Origin of the sequence: Nocardia sp. NPDC050712 (assembly GCF_040654295.1) — a bacterium.
Taxonomy (GTDB): Bacteria; Actinomycetota; Actinomycetes; order Mycobacteriales; family Mycobacteriaceae; genus Nocardia.
This window is the reverse complement of record NZ_JBFAHT010000002.1, coordinates 2,034,599-2,050,915: the sequence shown is the minus strand read 5'-3', so window position 1 is coordinate 2,050,915 and position 16,317 is coordinate 2,034,599. Positions and strand designations below refer to the sequence as shown.

Below are 16,317 nucleotides of genomic sequence, written 5' to 3'. Positions count from 1 at the left end.
AAGTATCTCGGCGAGATAGGACAGATACAGTCCTAACTCGGAGAGAGATCGAAAGAAATTTCTGATCGCGATCAGGCAGTTGCCATCGCGTCCGTCTCGACGAGCCGGCGCCGCCGGCTCGGCACCAGCAGTGTCGGGTGTTTCACCGACCACGCCGTACCCGAGCAGATCAGCTCTTTCACGCGTGCGGCCATGCGGCCCACCTCGACCTTCGAGGTCGGCTGATCCTCCTTGGTCACCTTCTGCACGATGGCATCACGGCGGCCGAGGCTGATGCACTGGCTGTAGTAGCCGATCGGGGCATCGGGGACCGGACGTCCGGTCAGGCGGGCGGCGAGAGCGTCGGCGCCCAGCCAGGCCATCGGGGAGGCGGTGGCACAGCCCATGCGCAACGTCTTCCCGCCCACTCCGGCGGCGTGCGCGGCATCGCCGACGGCGTAGACGTCCGGGTGCGAGACCGAGCGCTGGGTGGCGTCGACGACGATCCGCCCGGTCTCGGAGACGGTGAGGGTGCTCGCGGCCGCGATCGGGTGCACGGTGAATCCGGCTGTCCAGACGGTCATTCGGGCAAGAAGCCGCGCTCCCGACCGGGTGGTCACGCCGTCCTCGGTGACGCTGATGACCTCGGCCTGCTCGTGCACGGTGATCCCGAAGCGTTCGAACGCGCCGCGCAGGTGGTCCCGCGCCTTCTCGTCGAGCCAGTCGCCGACACCGCCGCGCGCGGCCATGGCGACCCGCAGATCCGGGCGCGCCTCGGCGATCTCGGTGGCGATCTCGATGCTGGTCAGGCCGCCACCCACGATCAGCACGGTCTCGCCGGCGCGCAGCTGGTTCAGGCGTTCCCGCAGCCGCAGCGCGGCCTGCTTGCTCGCCACCTGGTGAGCGTGCTCGGCGACGCCGGGCACATCGAAATCGGCGACGGTGCTGCCCAGGGCGTAGACGAGGGTGTCGTAGGTCAGGGTCTCGGCGCCCTGCTCACCGATCAGGTCGACGGTCTTGCGGTCGGCGTCGACAGACTCGACGCGGGCGATGCGGACCTGAACGCCGGTGCCCGCGAAGATCTTTCGCAGCGGCCGGAGCGGCAGGTCCTGGCCGGCGGCGAGCTGGTGCAGTCGGACTCGTTCGACGAAGTCGGGATCGGCGTTGACCAGGGTGATCTCGACGTCGTCGCGGTGCAGTCGCTTGGCCAGGCGGCCGGCGGCGATGGCTCCGGCGTATCCGGCTCCGAGGACGACGATGTGGTGGGTCATGGTGTTGCTCCTGTCTCGGTGGGTTCGGTACTTGAACCGGACAGCCACGCGAATGCTGACAGGAGTTGACTGTGATGTGGGTCACCACAGATCGGGCAGGGGTGCTCCCGGTGTGTAGATGGCCCACTGGCGGTTGACGTAGGCCAGCTTGTCGGGGTTGACGTGGCCGTGCACCGCGGCGATGCCGTCGGCGGTCACCTCCAGCACCACCACGCCGACAACGCGCTCCCCGGCCACCAGGACCAGCGCGGGCCTGCCATTGGCGATCGCGGCGAACAGCATGGGCTTGCCGCCGAGCTTGTCCCACTTGGCGCCCGAGGGCTTGATGGCGAGTCGCATGAACAGCGCGATGCGCTCGGCGCCGACGAGCGGCCGGTTCAACGTGGGGAAGAAGGCGCCGCCGTCGCCGATGATGGCGGCGTCATCGGTGAGCAACCGCACCAGTTGGTCGGTCCGGCCGCTGACCGCCGCGGCCAGGAATTCCTCGACAATCCGGCGGGCGGCGGCCGCGTCCACCTCGATGCGTGCCCGCTCGGCGGCCAGGTGCTGTTTGGCGCGGCGATAGACCTGCTGGCAATGGGATTCGGTGATGTCGAGCAGGTCGGCTATCTCGTGGTGCGGGTAGCCGAAGGCCTCGCGCAGCACATACACCGCGCGTTCATTGGCGGTCAGCCGCTCCATGAGCGTGAGCATGGCGATCGACACCGAATCCCGCTGCTCGACCGTGTCGGCCGGGCCCAGCATCGGGGCGCCGGCCAGCACCGGCTCCGGAAGCCACTGCCCCACATAGGTTTCCCGGCGCGCGCGGGCCGAGGTGAGCTGGTTGAGGCAGAGATTGGTGAGCACCTTGGTCAACCACGCCTCGGGCGTGGCCACGTATTCGCGGTCGGCCGCCTGCCAGCGCAGATACGTTTCCTGCACCGCGTCCTCGGCGTCGCCGGCCGAGCCCAGCAAGCGGTAGGCGATCGCCTCCAGGCGGTTCCTGGAGCTTTCGAACACATCGGCCTCACGCGCGAGCAACATGTCAGTCATTTTCGGTCATCCGCGCCGGTCGAGTCCAGTCGCACAGAGCGCATTCGAGCTATCGAGCCGATCGGTTGCGCCGCCAGATATCGGCGGAGAGAACGGTCGCGAACAGGCACCAGGCGGCATAGGGGAGCAGGGCGGTGCCGGCGCGCCGGTCCAAACGCCGGGTGCGCTGTGCCAGGTCGGCGGAGCCGGCGGCCAGTGCCCCGGCGGTGAGCGCGGCGGCACCGGGGCGGTGGGCGCGGAAGAAGATCCAGCTCCACGCGCCGTTGACCGCCAGATTCGCCGCGAGTGCCCGGAGATACGCGGCCCGATCCGCTCGGTCGGCCTGGTCGGCCGCGTAGGCCGAGGACACGGCGATATCGGCGTACAGGATCGTCCACACGATCGGGAAAACCGGTGCCGGCGGTTGATACCCGGGCTTGCGCAGCGTGCGATACCACGCTGAGCGTGTGCCCTGTCCCGCGATGGATCCGACTCCCGCCGCGGCCGAGGTGAGCAGTGCGGTCAGGCCCAGCGTGCGGGACCACGGAAAGTTGCGACGCTTTCTCATATCGGGGGAGGTACCCCGGCGCACATCAGAGAAACGGCGTTTCCCTCACGCGGGAAACCACCGCTGCGCGACACCCCAAAGCGCGCTCAGACCTCGATGTGATGACGATCACTGATAGTTTGCCGTGACGAATCTCGACGCATCGGTGTCCAATACAGGAGCAGCGGAGGAGGTGCCGGTGTGACCACGACGACGCCCGCACCCGAGGCAACGTTGGACGACGCGACCCTGGTCGGCCGGTCGCGTGACGGCGATGTCCGGGCATATGAGCAGCTGGTGCTGCGCTACCAAGGCGCGATGTTCCGGTTGGCCGCGAAGATGCTGGCCGATCGCGCCGAGGCCGAGGACGTGACCCAGGAGGTGTTCCTGAAGGCGTGGCGCGTGATCGGGCGCCTGCAGGACGATGCCGCGTTCGTCGGCTGGCTGTACCGGATGACGACCAACCGTTGCCTCAATGTCCTGCGCGCCCGGCGCGTCCCCGCCGAGGTCGATCCCGACACGACGGCGTCGCCGCGGCACACCCGGCCCGAGCACGCGACCGAGATGAGCAGCCAGATGGCCGCGCTCACCGAGGCACTACAGCAGCTGACCCCCGAGCAGCGGGCCTGCTGGCTGCTACGCGAAGTGCACGGCCGGTCCTATGACGAGATCGCCGAGATCGTCGGCGCCAACAGCACAGCGGTGCGCGGGCGGATCGCGCGCGCCCGAGCCCAACTGGCAGAGGTGATGCAGCCATGGCGGTGACCCACAGCACCGACAACGACTACTTGCTCCCGTGCGGCCGCGGTCTGGAACAGGTGTGGGAGCGCCTCGACGACCCGGACGGTGACGACCACGACGTGTCCTGCCCGCACTGCGCCGCGGCCCAGGAAAGCCTGCTGACCCTGCGCAATGCCACCCGGGAGCTGATCGAGGAACCGGATCCGCCGCCCCCCGATCTGTTCGGCCGGATCATGTCCGCCGTGCGCGCCGATGTGCGCCGCAGCCGGACCCTCAGCGTCGATACGCCGTTGCCCGGCGCGATCCAGGTCAGCGAACAGGCCGTGGCCGTCGTGCTGCGCTTCGCGGCCGACACCGTCGAGGGCGTGCGCGCTCGCGGTTGCCGGGTGCACAGCAGCGAACCCGGCGACGACGGCGAGCAGGTGATCGCGGTCGACATGACCATCGCCGTGCGCCACGGCGAGCACACCATCGACGCGCTGGTCGAGGCGGTGCGCGAGCGTGCGCGTGCCGCCGCGACCGCCCGCATCGGGGTCCGGCTGGGCCGGCTCGACATCACGGTGGTCGACCTCTACGAGGAGGATCGATGAGCCCCGACGCTCCCGTGGCCGAGTTGGTCGTCGGCGAACCGGTGATCGCCGGTGTGGCCGCCAAAGCCGCCGCCTCGACGCCGGGTGTGGCTCGGCTCGAACCGGGCGTGCTCGGGCTGGTCGGCCAGCTCGTGCGTTCCGGCCGGCAGTTGTGGATCGGCCAGGCGCCGGCGCCGTCGGCGGGCGTGCGGGTGCGGCGGGCCGGTGGGCTGCTCGATATCCAGATCAACCTGGCGCTGTCGGCGTCCGGAAACGTCGCCGAGGTGGGCCGGGCGGTCCAGCGGGCCGTGACCGATGCCGTCGCCGAAGCCGCGGGCCTCGAGGTCGATTCGGTGCGGGTGTATGTGGTCGACATCGAAACGGGGCGCCCGGGATGAGCATGGACGACCTGATCGACCGCATCATCGCGGCGATCGACGCCGTCGGCGGCACCGAGCCCGCCGTGCCGATGGGCCTGCAGAACAGCCAGTGGCTGCGGTGCAACACGGGCCGGGCCGCCGTCGATCTCGGCGAGACCGTCGAGATCCGGGTGGTCGCCACGACGCTGCCGCTGCCGCCGCTGGTCGAGAAGCTGGACGCGGCCGTGCGGCCCGCTCTCGCCGGAACCACCTGGGCGAGTACGGCATTGCGCATCCACGTCGTCGACCTGCACGCCGACGTGTTCGACGGGAACAGCGATCCAGATCACCCGCCCGGCCCGTGAGGTTTCCCCGGCCGCGGTGTCCTACCTATGACAGCTCGTCAACCCTTGCAGCACAAGACAACCGGGAGGCATCATGACCAGCACGACCACCGAGAACACCAAGTCCGGCACCCGTCGTGAGGAGACGAAGCGCCCCAGTGCCCTGGTGACCGACCAGGGCACCACCACCATCGCCGACGCCGTCGTGCAGAAGATCGCCGGTATGGCCGCGCGCGAAGTGCGGGGGGTGCACGACCTGGGCGGGGGCACCGCGCGGGCGATCGGCGCACTGCGCGACCGGATTCCGGGCGCGTCCTCGAGCGTCGGCCAGGGTGTGTCGGTCGAGGTCGGCGAGAAGCAGGCGGCGGTCGACCTGGAACTCGTCGTCGAATACGGCGTCGCCATCGCGGAATTGGCCACCGCGGTGCGCCGCAACGTGATCACGGCGATCGAGCAGATGACCGCGCTCGAGGTGGTCGAGGTCAACATCAACGTCAACGATGTCTACATCGAGGACGAGTCCGACGATCAGCAGCCGACTCGCGACCGGGTGCAGTGACATGAACGCCACCACGATCTGCCTCGTGATGGGGCTCTCGCTCGGATTCGCCGCCGCCTTCGGCGGATTGGGCGCCTTCGCCGTCGTGTTGATCTTCGGTGGCCTCGGCCTGCTCATCGGGCGCTGGCTCGACGGCGCGGTCGACCTGTCCGGTCTGGTGCGCTCGGCGCAGGATCGGGGCCGACGGTGACCAGTGCCGTCGGCCTGCCCGGCCGGACCACGGTCGGTGAGCGCGCGGTGCGCCGGATCGCCGAGCGGGCCGCCACCGAGGTGGCCGGGGTCGAGTCGCAGGTGCAGGCGAACGCGCAGGTGGTCGGGAACGACGCGACCCTGCGGGTCCGGCTGCCGATTCGATATCCGTTGCCGATCGGGCGAATTGCCGACCAGTGCCGCGCGCACCTGATCGCCCGCACCGAGGAGTTGACCGGCCTGACTGTGCCGCGGGTCGACATCGAGGTCTCGGCGCTGGTGCCGGAGCCGCCTGCTCGGCGGGTTCGGTGACACGCGGTCCGCGCCGGGTGATCCCGGCGATCATTGTCGCGATTCTGCTGTGTGCGGCTGCGGTATCGGTCGCGGTGTCGCTGATCCAGCTGCTCACCGGGAGGCGGGAGTGGGTCTCCTACGACAGCATCGCCACCCGGCTGCACGACACCACGTGGGGCAGCGGGTGGGTGCTGGCGGCGGGTGTCGCCGTCACCGTGCTCGGACTGATCCTGCTGACGGTGGCGGCCCTGCCCGGCAAGCCGGTCGTGCTCGCGCTCGAAGCGGGTGACGGCATCGACGCCGGGATCGCCCGCGGCAGCCTGCGGTACGCGCTCGCCGAGGCGGCGCACCGTGTCGACAGTCTGGATAGGCCCCGGGTCACGCTGCGCAACAAGAAGATTCATGTCAAAGGCCGCACGCGGAACGCCGTGGAGCAGACCACGCAGGACGTCGGCGTCGCGCTCGCCGAGCGGCTGGATCGCATCAAACCGGCCACCGTTCCGCGCCTGCGCACCAGCCTGCGCACCATCGACCAGGAAGGCGCCCGATGAGTGCCGCCGATCGGCCCGCCCGGCTCAACCGGAGCGTGCTGGGCCTGCTCGGTCTGCTGTGCACGGTGGGCGGTGGCCTGGTGGTCGCGGCGTACTTCGGCGCCTTCGGTATCGACCGCGGATCGTCGCTGACCCCGGGTACGGCGGAACCACCACGGTGGGTCCTGTATCTCGTCGCCGCCGGTGCGGTGGTGCTCGCGCTTCTCGTATTGCGCTGGCTGGCAGCACAATTCATCCGGCTGCCCCGGCCCAGCCGATGGCAGCTCGACGGCGCGGACGGCCGAGGCCGGACCGTCCTCGGTTCCGACATCGCGGCCACCGCGGTAGCCGCCGACATCGAGACCTACGCCGACGTCCGGTCCGCGACCGCCCGGCTCTCGGGCAGCGCACTCGCCCCCGAGCTGTATCTGCTGGTCGACACCGACCCGGCGGCCGATCTTTCCGCTCTGCGACAGCAAATTCTCGAACACGCCGTGGCGCGGCTGCGCACCGCCCTCGAACTCACTGCCGTCCCGGTGGCGGTCGAGTTCCGCATCGCCCGCTCGCGGTAGGCGCCGCCGTCGTGATCAGTGCGCGTCGGGCGCTGTTTCCGATCGAGGCCACGGCCGGCCGATGTAGGCCTCGATCGAGGCATTGAACCGGCGCAGGTTTTCGGCGAAGGCGGCGACGTCGGCGTCCGGCCAGTCGGCGAGGATCGCGTTGAGCGCGTGGATCGACCCGGCCCGGTCGCGCTCCAGGGCCCGCTGCCCCGCATCGGTGATGCGGAATTTGCGGGCGATGCCCCCTTCGGGGTCCGGAATGCGTTCGACGACACTGTTTTTCATCATGGCGGTGGTCTGCCGGTTGAGCGTGGACTGGTTCAGGTTCATGGCGTCGCTGAGTTGCCCGATCGTCATCGGGCCCTCGGCCGACAACCGGCTGAGCAGTGTGTAGGCGCTGCGGTCGAGCCGATGCGCGGCGCCGCGCCGCTCGCTGAGGCTGTAGCGGCCCAGCAGCATCATCTCGAATTCGATCGAGTCCAGTGCCTTGTCCATCTCGCCCTTCCGCTGCCGCCGATCACCCTCACCTTAGAGGCTCGGCTTTATGCATCATGCATATTGAGTGTACGGTGCATATCGCATGCATCATGCATAACACTGCTTCCGCTAGGAGTTCCCTTGTCTCCCACCGCCGGTAAACCGGGAGTCGTCCTCGGTGTCCTCGCTACCGCCGGGATCGTCGCCGCACTCATGCAGACGCTGGTCATCCCGCTGCTCGGCCAGTTCCCGCAGCTGCTGCACACCACCGCGGGGAACGCGACCTGGGTCGTGACCATCACCCTGCTGATCGGCGCCGTCACCACGCCGGTGGCGGGCCGGCTGGGCGACATGTACGGCAAACGCCGCATCCTGCTCGCCTCGATCGTGCCGCTGGCCGCCGGGTCGGTGGTGTGCGCGCTGGCCACCTCGGTCGCGCCGATGATCGTCGGGCGCGGCCTGCAGGGGATGGGGGTCGGGATCATTCCGCTGGGCATCAGCGCCCTGCGCGATCTGCTGCCGCCGGAGCGGCTCGGCTCCGCCATCGCGCTCATCAGCTCCTCGCTCGGTATCGGCGGCGCGCTGGGGTTGCCGATCGCCGCCGCGGTGGTCGAGTACAGCGATTGGCGCGTGCTGTTCTGGGGTTCGGCCGTGCTGGTCACCGGGGTCGGCGTCTTGATCTTCTTCCTGGTACCCGCCACGCCGGCGACCGGCAGGGGAGCGCGGTTCGACTACTCCGGCGCGCTCGGCCTCGGGATCGGGCTGGTGAGCCTGCTGCTGGCGGTGTCCAAGGGCGCGAGCTGGGGCTGGACCAGTCCCGGCATTCTCGGTCTGTTCGCGACAGCTGTTGTCGCACTGGTGATCTGGGGCTGGTGGGAGCTGCGGATCAGCGACCCGCTCGTCGATCTGCGGACGACCGCGCGCCCGCCGGTGCTGCTGACCAACGCCACCTCGATCGTGGTCGGCATGGCCATGTACGCGCAGTCGCTGATCGCGCCGCAACTACTGCAACTGCCCACTTCCACCGGCTACGGTCTCGGTCAGTCGATGATGGCCATGGGGCTGTGGATGGCGCCCAGTGGGCTGATGATGATGCTCATTTCGCCCTTGGGCGCCAAGCTGTCCGCCGTGCGCGGCCCCAAGACCACGCTGATGGTCGGCTGCGTCATCATCGCGCTCGGCTACGGGTCCGCGCAGTTCCTGATGGGCACCACCTGGGGTCTGCTGGCCGTCGCGGTCATCATCAGTTCCGGCACCGGATTCGCCTACGGCGCGATGCCGGCCCTGATCATGTCGAGTGTCCCGCTGTCGGAAACCGCCGCGGCCAATGGGTTCAACACGCTCATGCGCTCCATCGGTACCTCGTTCGCGGCGGCGATCGTGGGCGCCGTCCTCGCGCAGATGAGCACCACGGTCGCGGGCCATTCCATTCCGACCGAGGACGGTATCCGTATCGCCTGGTTCTTCGGTCTCGGGGTCGCCGCGATCGGCGCGGTGGTCGCAGCGCTGATTCCGGCGCGCCGGCCGATCGCGGATCCGGCGCTGGATCCGGCGGTCGTCACGAAAGTCGCCGCGAAAGTGTGAATCTCGCGACCAACAACCGCTGAATGCCAGGTCCGAGATTGCTCAGGGCGCTTCGAGAATCAGCTGTATTCGGCGACGACGCGGTAGAGGGCGGGATTCGCACTCGCTGTTTTCCGGGCCTGCGCGACGGAGGCGGTGACCGCGGCATGACTCCCAGCGGCTTCGCAGGCTTCGGCGCTGTCCCAGTGCGCGATGTTGACGAGTTGGAAGCGCGCGTCCGGAAGCAGTGCGCGATGGAGCCGGACATCGCGGAAGCCCCGCGCGGCGGCCATGATCGCCACTCGTTCCCGCCACTGCTCGATGAAGCCGTCGACTTCCTCGGCGGGGAGTTCGATGGTGTTGATGAAAGTGACACCCTGGTCGGTCATAGTGGCTCCTGTTTCATTGCGGCTGTTGGACATTCGTTTCAGCGGTTCTACGTCGCGGCGGTGGATCGGAACCGGTCCCGGTAATCGGAGGGGGCGAGTCCGAGACGGCGATGGAATGCGCGGCGCAGCGATTCGGCGGTTCCGAAACCACACCGACGGGCGATCAGATCGATCGAAACACCGTCGGCCAGTGCCTGTTGAGCTGCTTCGATACGTACCTGCTCGACGTACGCGGCGGGTGGCGTGCCGAGTTCGGCGGTGAAGCGACGCTGTAGATGGCGCGGGCTCAGCCCCGACCGGGTAGCGAGATCCCCGACGCTGTGTCTGGCACCCGGGTCGGCGTGGATCGCCGTGACAGCGGTGCGGATCGGATCGGTGGCCGGCTGTGCCCGCCACAGCGCGGTGCTGAACTGCGACTGCCCGCCCGGGCGGCGCAGGAACATCACGAGGAAGCGCGCGCACGCGAGGGCGGCGGCCCGGCCCTGATCCTCCTCCACCAGCGCCAAGGCCAGGTCGATGCCCGCGGTCACACCCGCCGACGACCACACGCGGCGGTCGCGGATGAAGATCGGTTCACGATCCACCGTGATATCGGGATACTCACTCGCCAACTGGTCGGCGTGCGCCCAGTGGGTGGCGACACGGTGCCCGTCTAGGGCGCCCGCCGCTGCCAGCAGCGTCACGCCGGTGCACACCGAGGTGACCCGCCGGGCGTGCGCCGCCGCGGCCCGAAGCCACGCCATGAGCCGCTCATCCGCGAGGGCGTCGTCGACACCGGGGCCGCCGACGGCCACCAGGGTGTCCACGGTGGCCGGATCGATAGCGTCCACACCGAATTCGGCAACGATCGCCAACCCGCTGTCGCAGCGCACCGCGCCCGCCTGCGTCGCCACGACCTGACACTCATAGCCCCCGGCACCCTGGAAGACCTCGTGCGGTCCGAAAAGATCCAGGGCTTGGAAGCCGTCGAAGATCACGAAGACCACGCGTCGTTGCTGCACGAGTCGAGTCTCCGGGAGGACGTGGAGCGGCGTCAACGACAGGTACCCCACAGATCGCGCCACGCACCCGAGCCGTCAGCGGGCGGAATCCGCGACGCGGTGGGTGAAGGTGCCGTGGAATCCCCAGGGGATGTGGTGCTCCAGCCAGGCCGTGGCCAAGGGGCCGCGCTCTAGGTCGCGGGCGTCGAGAATCAGGAGCTGGGAACGGTTTTCGGTGAGGTCGTGGTTGAGGACCAGGAGGTGGCCGTCGTCTTCGGCGGCGTCGGGGGTGCGGGGGACGAACAGGGGTTCGCCGACCGAACTGGCGCCCAGTTCGCAACTGGTGAGGGCGCCGGTGTGGTGGTCGACCTTGAGGACGGCGTTGAAGACGCCGGCGGGGCCGCCCGCGCCGGCGAGGTAGCTGTAGCGGTGTTCGCGGGTGCCGCGGCGCCAGTCGTATTGCGGGAACTCGCCGGAGCGGTCGGTGAGTTCGCGTTCGATGACAGTGCCGCCCTGGGTGATTCGGTACTGCATCAGCCGGGATTCGGGGAACTGCGGCGTCGCGCCGGTGCCGAGGTTGACCATCCCGGTCATGCGGCGGAAGTGGGCCCATTCGGTGTCCAGGCGCACCAGTTCGACGACGACGTCGTTGCCGTCGTCGTAGGCGTTGGTGACGTGGACGTGCAGTAGGGCCGGGTGCTCGACGATGCGTGGGCGGCCGCCGTTCTTGGGGACGAGCAGGAATCGGGTTCCCTTGGCGGGCTTGAAGTTCAAGGCTTCGATGAAGGAGTGGGTGGCCAGTGCGATCTTGCCGATGTCGGGCAGGATCGGGTCCAGGACGAAGACCAGGTAGCGGCCGGTGAGGGCGAAATCGTGGTTCCAGGGCAGGTCCAGCAGGGGCACCGTGGCCAGCCGGTGCAGTCGTCCCGACCGGTCGATGCGGTAGGTGCGGATGCGCGGGGTGGGCAGCAGATCCAGGCCGAAGTTGTACATGTCGCCGGTGCCCGGATCCCACTTCGGATGGGCCGAGAACGCGCCCAGGAAGCCCAGTTTGCCGTCGAAGTCGTTGGGGCCCAGCGTATCCAGGGTGTCGGGGTCGATGCGGTAGGGGTTGCCCAGCTCCCACAGGGCGAGCAGCCCGCCGTCGTAGTGCACTACGTTGGTATTGGCGACGTTCTCCGGCAACCGCCCGATATTGGCCAGTGGCCCGCCCGGAATCTGTCCTCCCACACCGCGATAGCGGATCCGGTCCGAGCGCGACCCGTGCTGGAAGTGGCGGGTGCGCACGTATCGGTTGCGAAAGCGCACCCCGGTCCCGTCCAGCACGAACTGCGAGATCATGCCGTCGCCGTCGAACACGTTGTGCAGCAGCGATCGTCCGACCTGATGCTTGCCGGGCCCGATGCGGTACAGCGTGCCGCGCAGGTCGGCGGGCAGCTGTCCGTCGATCTGCGCGATCCGGTAGTCGTGCTCGTCCAGCAGGGGTGCGGTGACCTGGTGATAGGCGGTCGCGGAGGAGTGGGTCATCGCGGATTCTCCCTTGAATCACTGATCTGATGACGACTGTCATCTGATGACGTGTGTCCGCAAATGTAGGAGAGTGCCTAGAGTGTTGTCAATGACGACTCCGGCCATTCGCACCTACGGTGGTGTCAGCGCCGCCGACCGCCGCGCCGACCGCCGTGCCCGGCTGCTCGCGGCCGCGCGCACCACCTGGGGCGAATCCGGAATCGGCGCGGTCACGGTCCGCGGAGTGTGCAAAACCGCCGGGCTCACCGACCGCTACTTCTACGAGCACTTCGTCAATCGCGAAGAGCTGCTGGTCGCGGTCGCCGACGAGATTCGCGACCACCTGCTGGCAACCCTGGTGCAGGCGGGCGTCTCGGCCGCGGGGCCGGCCGAGGAAAAGCTGCGCGCCGCCCTGCGGGCTTTCCTGGAAACGCTGGCCGATGATCGGCACCTGCACCGGATCGTCGCCAGCGACCCCGGCGAAATTCCGGCGCTGGTGCAGCGCCGTCACGACGTGCTCGGCCTGATCGCGGATCTCGTTGTCGCGCACGCCCCCGTTGCCCTCGGCGTCACCCCCGACCCGGCCTGGTTGCGCCGCGCGGCCGTGTTCGTCACCGGCGGCGTCAACCAACTCATCGAAGGCTGGCTCGACGACAGCGTCGAGCTGACCGCGGCCGAACTCGCCGCCGAGTGCGCCCACCTGTGCATCAGCGTCATCGGCACCCCCGCGCCGGCCGCGGACTGAACTTCGAACGGTCCCGGACCCTGAATCTGATTCGGGTGCAACATGATCCAACATTTCGGGCCCTGCGCCGCCGGCCGTCGATCTATGCTCTTGATCAGCGAGTTCGATCTACGGCAAGCGCACTTCCCAGCGTCACCTATGTTGAAGGTGGTCGAGTCATGCGTGAATCGAAGGCAGACCTGAGCCCGGAAGTGAACGGGCACAACGGCGTCGGACAACTCAGCCTCAGTACCGCGGCGGCGCGCAAGCTGTCCGGGACCACGAAGTCCGTTCCGCAGATGCAGAGCATCACCCCGCGTTGGCTGCTCGAACTATTGCCGTGGGTCGAGGCCCGGGGTGGGGCGTACCGGGTCAACCGGCGCATGAACTACACGCTGGGTGACGGGCGGCTCGATTTCCACACCACCGGCGACCAGGTGCAGGTGATTCCGGCTGAGCTGACCGAACTTCCGTGGCTGCGGACCTTCGCCGACACCGATGTGCTGGATGCCCTGGCCGGCCGGTTCGCGCAACACGAGTACGAACCGGGGGAGGTCCTGGTCACGGCCGGTGCCGACGCCGACGAACTCTATCTGCTCGTGCACGGCCGGCTCGCCAAACTCAGTGAAGGCGAATACGGGCAGGAATCGACGCTGGAAATCATCGCCGACGGCGACTATTTCGGTGACGAGGCTCTGGTCGGCCCCGACAGCTCCTGGGGCTATTCGGTCAAAGCGACTACCGCCTGCACCGTGATGTCGTTGCCCAAGACGGCGTTTCAGGAACTGCTCGACCAATCCGAGCCACTGCGCGAGCACCTGGAGCTGTACCGGAGCACCGCGGGCAAAGCGCAGAACCCGTACGGTGAGGCCGACGTGGAAGTCGTGTCCGGTCATCGCGGCGAACCGCCCCTGGCCGGCACCTTCGTCGACTACGAACTCCGGCCCCGCGAATACGAGCTGAGCATCGCCCAGACCATCCTGCGGGTGCACACCCGCATCTCCGACCTCTACAACGAACCGATCGACCAGCTCGAACAGCAGTTGCGGCTGACCATCGAGGCGGTGCGCGAGCGTCAAGAATACGAACTGGTCAACAACCGGGAATTCGGGCTGCTGCACAACGCCGATTTCAGCCAGCGCGTCTACACCCGCAGTGGCCCGCCCACCCCGCACGACATGGATCAGTTGCTCAACACCGTCTGGAAGAACCCCGGTTTCATTCTCGCGCACCCGGAAGCCATCGCCGCGTTCCGCGACGAGTGCACCCGGCAGGGCGTTTCCCCCGAGACCGTCCACGTGCTCGGCGGTCGTGTCTCCGCATGGCGTGGCGTGCCGATCTACCCCTGCTGGAAGATCCCGATCAGCGAGCGGCGGACCACCTCGATCCTGGTGATGCGCACCGGGGAGGCCGAACAGGGTGTCATCGGGCTGCGTAAGACCGGCCTGGTCGACGAGCGCGAGCCCGGGTTGAGCGTGCGGTTCATGAGCATCAATGAGCAGGCGATCGTCAACTATCTGGTCACCTGCTACTACTCGCTGGCGGTGCTGGTGCCGGACGCGCTGGGCGTGCTGGAGAACGTTCAGCTCGGGAGCGCCAATGGTCACCGGGCCTGATGCGGCCACCGACCCGTTCGCCCGCGCCCGCCGGCTGATCGATCCGGGTTTGCGGGCGGCGGCGGATCGGATGCGCTCGTCGCTGCGCCGGGTCATCGGCTACCACTTCGGATGGTGGGACGAGCACGGCACCCCGATCGAGGTGAACGCGGGCAAGGCGCTGCGGCCGGTGCTGGCCATGCTCGCGGCCGAGGCGGTCGGCGGCACCGCCGAGCGCGCGACCAGCGCGGCGGTCGCGGTGGAACTGGCGCACAACTTCTCGCTGCTGCACGACGACATCATGGACGAGGACCGCGTCCGGCGGCACCGGCCCACCGCCTGGACCGTCTTCGGTGTGCCCGCCGCGATCCTCGCGGGCGACGCGCTGAGCACGCTGGCGACGGAGGCGTTGGCGGCCGACGGCGCACCGCTGGCCACCGACGGCGTACGCCGGTTGGACGAGGCGCTGCTGCGGCTCGACGATGGCCAAGCCGCGGACCTGTCCTTCGAGAGCCGCGCCGATGTGCCGCTGGCGGAGTGCGTGACGATGGCGGGCGACAAGACCAGCGCGTTGTTCGCCGCGGCGTGTGAGCTCGGCGCGATGTCGGCCGGTGCGTCACCGCAACGGGTGTGGCAGTTGCGCCAATTCGGGGAGCATCTCGGCCTGGTGTTCCAGTTGGTCGATGATCTCCTCGGCATCTGGGGCGATCCGGCCGTGACCGGTAAACCCGTCCTGTCCGACCTGCGTGCTCGCAAGAAGTCGCTGCCGGTGGTGGCCGCGCTCGACGCGGGCAACGGCGCAGCGGCCGAACTCGCCGAATTGTATTGCGGTGAAGCGCCGTTGGACGATTCCGCGTTGCAGAAGTGTGCCGATCTCATCGAGCGAGCGGGCGGGCGCACGTGGGCGCAGCAGGAAGCCGAGCGCGAGCTCGACTCGGCCCTGCGTTGCTTGCAGGCCGCCAACCCGGAGTCGAAAGCGGCTGCGCAACTGGAGGCTTTGGCGCGGCGACTCAGTGTGGGGCCGAGCGCGACGCCCGCGGCCGTGGCGGACCTGGTTCCGAGTCCGAGGTTCGAGGGGCTTCGTCCGCCCCGGCTCAACCCGCACCTCGACGCGGCTCGCGCCCACGCCGCCGCGTGGGCCCGGGACATGTCGCTGTTCACGGCCCCCGCGGGCCTCGCACCGTGGACCGAGAGTCAGTTCGAGCAGGAGGACTACGCACTGCTGTCCTGCTACATGTTTCCCACCGCCCCCGAGGCCGCGATCGAGGTGATCACCGACTGGAATACCTGGCTGTTCTACGTCGACGACTATTTCGCCGAGACGTCCGACAGCGCGACCGTCAAGGCGCACCTGGCACGGCTGGGACAGTTCATGCCGATCGACCCGGCCCAGCGGATGCCGGTGGCGACCAGCCCGACCGAACGCGGGCTCGCCGACCTCTGGTCACGCACCGCGCCGGCCATGCCGGAGGAGTGGCGGCGCCGGGCGCGCGAGCACGTCGAGCGATGCCTGGCCGGCAACCTGCGCGAGCGGCGCGACCTCGGCGTCCGGCACACCAGCAACCCGATCGACTACCTCGAACTGAAGCGCGTCACCAACGGCGCGCCTTTCGTCGCGGGGCTGATCGAATATGCCGGGGCGGCAGCGTTACCCGCCGCGGTCGTGGCCGCGCCGGAGCTGCGCGCGCTGGTCGACAGCGTCAACGACGCGAGCATCCTGGTCAACGACATCCATTCCTACGAGCGGGAGATGGCCGGTGAGAACGAGCCCGCCAACATGGTTTTCGTGCTGCGGAAATTCCTCGGCTGCGACCTGGACCAGGCGATGGCCATGACCGGCGACCTGGCCCGCTCTCGCTTGGACCAGTTCGAGCAGATCGCCGGCGTCGAGGTGCCGGCGATGATCACCGAGCACGGCCTGAGCCCGGGCGAGGGCGCGTACGTGCTCGCTTACGCCGATGGTCTGCGGGACTGGGTGCCGGGCTGGCAGGAATGGTTCGCGCGCACCGCGCGGTACCCGCAGCCTGCCGCCGCGCCCAGCGAGCCGCCGATCATCCACCGGCTCGGCGGCCCGACCGGCGTCGGCACCGCGACCGCTCGCCGGCTGCTGAGCCCATGACACATCGG

Annotated in this window: 20 protein-coding genes; 13 read left to right on the top strand and 7 right to left on the bottom strand. The window is 68.9% G+C overall.

What is annotated here, in order from left to right; translation table 11 throughout:
• Nucleotides 1–71: 71 nt before the first annotated feature.
• The 3 genes from AB0H76_RS20385 to AB0H76_RS20375 form a co-directional block, all read right to left on the bottom strand.
• Nucleotides 72–1,250, bottom strand: a complete 1,179-nt coding sequence (locus tag AB0H76_RS20385) for an FAD-dependent oxidoreductase (protein ID WP_357325899.1) — start codon at nucleotides 1,248–1,250, stop codon at nucleotides 72–74.
• 81 nt (nucleotides 1,251–1,331) lie between these two features.
• Nucleotides 1,332–2,282 (bottom strand): RNA polymerase sigma factor SigJ, encoded by a 951-nt coding sequence (sigJ, locus tag AB0H76_RS20380; protein ID WP_357325897.1) that lies wholly within the window; start codon nucleotides 2,280–2,282, stop codon nucleotides 1,332–1,334.
• Nucleotides 2,283–2,331: 49 nt separating this feature from the next.
• A complete protein-coding gene (locus tag AB0H76_RS20375) occupies nucleotides 2,332–2,829 on the bottom strand; it encodes a TspO/MBR family protein (RefSeq protein WP_357325895.1) in 498 nt (165 codons plus the stop codon).
• Between the two features lie 180 nt (nucleotides 2,830–3,009).
• Between AB0H76_RS20375 and AB0H76_RS20370 the strand changes: the two genes are divergently transcribed.
• From AB0H76_RS20370 to AB0H76_RS20330, 9 genes are all read left to right on the top strand, one after another.
• A complete protein-coding gene (locus tag AB0H76_RS20370) occupies nucleotides 3,010–3,573 on the top strand; it encodes a sigma-70 family RNA polymerase sigma factor (RefSeq protein ID WP_357325893.1) in 564 nt (187 codons plus the stop codon).
• On the top strand, nucleotides 3,564–4,139 hold the full coding sequence (locus AB0H76_RS20365) for an Asp23/Gls24 family envelope stress response protein (RefSeq protein WP_357325890.1): 576 nt from the start codon (nucleotides 3,564–3,566) through the stop codon (nucleotides 4,137–4,139). Before AB0H76_RS20370 ends, AB0H76_RS20365 begins: the two co-directional genes overlap by 10 nt.
• On the top strand, nucleotides 4,136–4,516 hold the full coding sequence (locus AB0H76_RS20360; protein ID WP_357325887.1) for an Asp23/Gls24 family envelope stress response protein: 381 nt from the start codon (nucleotides 4,136–4,138) through the stop codon (nucleotides 4,514–4,516). Before AB0H76_RS20365 ends, AB0H76_RS20360 begins: the two co-directional genes overlap by 4 nt.
• Nucleotides 4,513–4,842, top strand: a complete 330-nt coding sequence (locus AB0H76_RS20355; RefSeq protein WP_357325884.1) for a hypothetical protein — start codon at nucleotides 4,513–4,515, stop codon at nucleotides 4,840–4,842. Before AB0H76_RS20360 ends, AB0H76_RS20355 begins: the two co-directional genes overlap by 4 nt.
• A 73-nt stretch (nucleotides 4,843–4,915) precedes the next feature.
• Nucleotides 4,916–5,380 (top strand): Asp23/Gls24 family envelope stress response protein, encoded by a 465-nt coding sequence (locus tag AB0H76_RS20350; protein ID WP_357325881.1) that lies wholly within the window; start codon nucleotides 4,916–4,918, stop codon nucleotides 5,378–5,380.
• Nucleotide 5,381: 1 nt separating this feature from the next.
• Nucleotides 5,382–5,570 carry a hypothetical protein gene (locus AB0H76_RS20345; protein WP_357325878.1) on the top strand — a complete coding sequence of 63 codons (189 nt, stop codon included), beginning with the start codon at nucleotides 5,382–5,384 and terminating at the stop codon, nucleotides 5,568–5,570.
• Nucleotides 5,567–5,881 (top strand): Asp23/Gls24 family envelope stress response protein, encoded by a 315-nt coding sequence (locus AB0H76_RS20340; protein WP_357325875.1) that lies wholly within the window; start codon nucleotides 5,567–5,569, stop codon nucleotides 5,879–5,881. The genes AB0H76_RS20345 and AB0H76_RS20340 overlap by 4 nt, the downstream gene beginning before the upstream one ends.
• Nucleotides 5,878–6,414, top strand: a complete 537-nt coding sequence (locus AB0H76_RS20335) for a DUF6286 domain-containing protein (RefSeq protein WP_357325872.1) — start codon at nucleotides 5,878–5,880, stop codon at nucleotides 6,412–6,414. Before AB0H76_RS20340 ends, AB0H76_RS20335 begins: the two co-directional genes overlap by 4 nt.
• Nucleotides 6,411–6,965, top strand: a complete 555-nt coding sequence (locus AB0H76_RS20330; RefSeq protein WP_357325870.1) for an alkaline shock response membrane anchor protein AmaP — start codon at nucleotides 6,411–6,413, stop codon at nucleotides 6,963–6,965. The genes AB0H76_RS20335 and AB0H76_RS20330 overlap by 4 nt, the downstream gene beginning before the upstream one ends.
• Before the next feature lie 15 nt (nucleotides 6,966–6,980).
• Here the strand turns inward: AB0H76_RS20330 and AB0H76_RS20325 are convergent, their stop codons facing one another.
• Complete coding sequence (locus tag AB0H76_RS20325) at nucleotides 6,981–7,448, bottom strand: MarR family winged helix-turn-helix transcriptional regulator (protein WP_357325867.1); 468 nt, start codon at nucleotides 7,446–7,448, stop codon at nucleotides 6,981–6,983.
• Between the two features lie 123 nt (nucleotides 7,449–7,571).
• On the opposite strand from AB0H76_RS20325, the gene AB0H76_RS20320 reads away from it, so the two are divergent.
• Complete coding sequence (locus AB0H76_RS20320) at nucleotides 7,572–9,014, top strand: MFS transporter (protein ID WP_357325864.1); 1,443 nt, start codon at nucleotides 7,572–7,574, stop codon at nucleotides 9,012–9,014.
• A 59-nt stretch (nucleotides 9,015–9,073) separates the two neighbouring features.
• Here AB0H76_RS20320 and AB0H76_RS20315 read toward each other — a convergent pair whose 3' ends face one another.
• From AB0H76_RS20315 to AB0H76_RS20305, 3 genes are all read right to left on the bottom strand, one after another.
• Entirely contained in the window at nucleotides 9,074–9,382 is a 309-nt protein-coding gene (locus tag AB0H76_RS20315) for an antibiotic biosynthesis monooxygenase family protein (protein ID WP_357325861.1), read from the bottom strand.
• A gap of 47 nt (nucleotides 9,383–9,429) precedes the next feature.
• The gene (locus AB0H76_RS20310; RefSeq protein WP_357325858.1) at nucleotides 9,430–10,383 is read right to left on the bottom strand and encodes a DJ-1/PfpI family protein; all 954 of its coding nucleotides are present in this window, start codon (nucleotides 10,381–10,383) and stop codon (nucleotides 9,430–9,432) included.
• A gap of 75 nt (nucleotides 10,384–10,458) precedes the next feature.
• Nucleotides 10,459–11,889: a carotenoid oxygenase family protein gene (locus AB0H76_RS20305; RefSeq protein ID WP_357325855.1), complete on the bottom strand. Its 1,431-nt coding sequence runs from the start codon at nucleotides 11,887–11,889 to the stop codon at nucleotides 10,459–10,461.
• 91 nt (nucleotides 11,890–11,980) lie between these two features.
• Between AB0H76_RS20305 and AB0H76_RS20300 the strand changes: the two genes are divergently transcribed.
• The 3 genes from AB0H76_RS20300 (at nucleotide 11,981) to AB0H76_RS20290 (ending at nucleotide 16,309) form a co-directional block, all read left to right on the top strand.
• Nucleotides 11,981–12,616 (top strand): TetR/AcrR family transcriptional regulator, encoded by a 636-nt coding sequence (locus AB0H76_RS20300; RefSeq protein WP_357325852.1) that lies wholly within the window; start codon nucleotides 11,981–11,983, stop codon nucleotides 12,614–12,616.
• Nucleotides 12,617–12,774: 158 nt separating this feature from the next.
• Nucleotides 12,775–14,211 carry a family 2B encapsulin nanocompartment shell protein gene (locus AB0H76_RS20295; protein WP_357325849.1) on the top strand — a complete coding sequence of 479 codons (1,437 nt, stop codon included), beginning with the start codon at nucleotides 12,775–12,777 and terminating at the stop codon, nucleotides 14,209–14,211.
• On the top strand, nucleotides 14,195–16,309 hold the full coding sequence (locus AB0H76_RS20290) for a family 2 encapsulin nanocompartment cargo protein polyprenyl transferase (protein WP_357325847.1): 2,115 nt from the start codon (nucleotides 14,195–14,197) through the stop codon (nucleotides 16,307–16,309). Before AB0H76_RS20295 ends, AB0H76_RS20290 begins: the two co-directional genes overlap by 17 nt.
• Nucleotides 16,310–16,317: the final 8 nt, after the last annotated feature.

Bases quoted from the DNA above. Each gene is read 5' to 3' on its own strand.
- AB0H76_RS20385 (WP_357325899.1), bottom strand. From the start codon at position 1,250: ATGACCCACCACATCGTCGTCCTCGGAGCCGGATACGCCGGAGCCATC.
- sigJ (WP_357325897.1), bottom strand. From the start codon at position 2,282: ATGACTGACATGTTGCTCGCGCGTGAGGCCGATGTGTTCGAAAGCTCC.
- AB0H76_RS20375 (WP_357325895.1), bottom strand. From the start codon at position 2,829: ATGAGAAAGCGTCGCAACTTTCCGTGGTCCCGCACGCTGGGCCTGACC.
- AB0H76_RS20365 (WP_357325890.1), top strand. From the start codon at position 3,564: ATGGCGGTGACCCACAGCACCGACAACGACTACTTGCTCCCGTGCGGC.
- AB0H76_RS20360 (WP_357325887.1), top strand. From the start codon at position 4,136: ATGAGCCCCGACGCTCCCGTGGCCGAGTTGGTCGTCGGCGAACCGGTG.
- AB0H76_RS20355 (WP_357325884.1), top strand. From the start codon at position 4,513: ATGAGCATGGACGACCTGATCGACCGCATCATCGCGGCGATCGACGCC.
- AB0H76_RS20350 (WP_357325881.1), top strand. From the start codon at position 4,916: ATGACCAGCACGACCACCGAGAACACCAAGTCCGGCACCCGTCGTGAG.
- AB0H76_RS20345 (WP_357325878.1), top strand. From the start codon at position 5,382: ATGAACGCCACCACGATCTGCCTCGTGATGGGGCTCTCGCTCGGATTC.
- AB0H76_RS20330 (WP_357325870.1), top strand. From the start codon at position 6,411: ATGAGTGCCGCCGATCGGCCCGCCCGGCTCAACCGGAGCGTGCTGGGC.
- AB0H76_RS20325 (WP_357325867.1), bottom strand. From the start codon at position 7,448: ATGGACAAGGCACTGGACTCGATCGAATTCGAGATGATGCTGCTGGGC.
- AB0H76_RS20315 (WP_357325861.1), bottom strand. From the start codon at position 9,382: ATGACCGACCAGGGTGTCACTTTCATCAACACCATCGAACTCCCCGCC.
- AB0H76_RS20305 (WP_357325855.1), bottom strand. From the start codon at position 11,889: ATGACCCACTCCTCCGCGACCGCCTATCACCAGGTCACCGCACCCCTG.
- AB0H76_RS20300 (WP_357325852.1), top strand. From the start codon at position 11,981: ATGACGACTCCGGCCATTCGCACCTACGGTGGTGTCAGCGCCGCCGAC.
- AB0H76_RS20295 (WP_357325849.1), top strand. From the start codon at position 12,775: ATGCGTGAATCGAAGGCAGACCTGAGCCCGGAAGTGAACGGGCACAAC.
- AB0H76_RS20290 (WP_357325847.1), top strand. From the start codon at position 14,195: ATGGTCACCGGGCCTGATGCGGCCACCGACCCGTTCGCCCGCGCCCGC.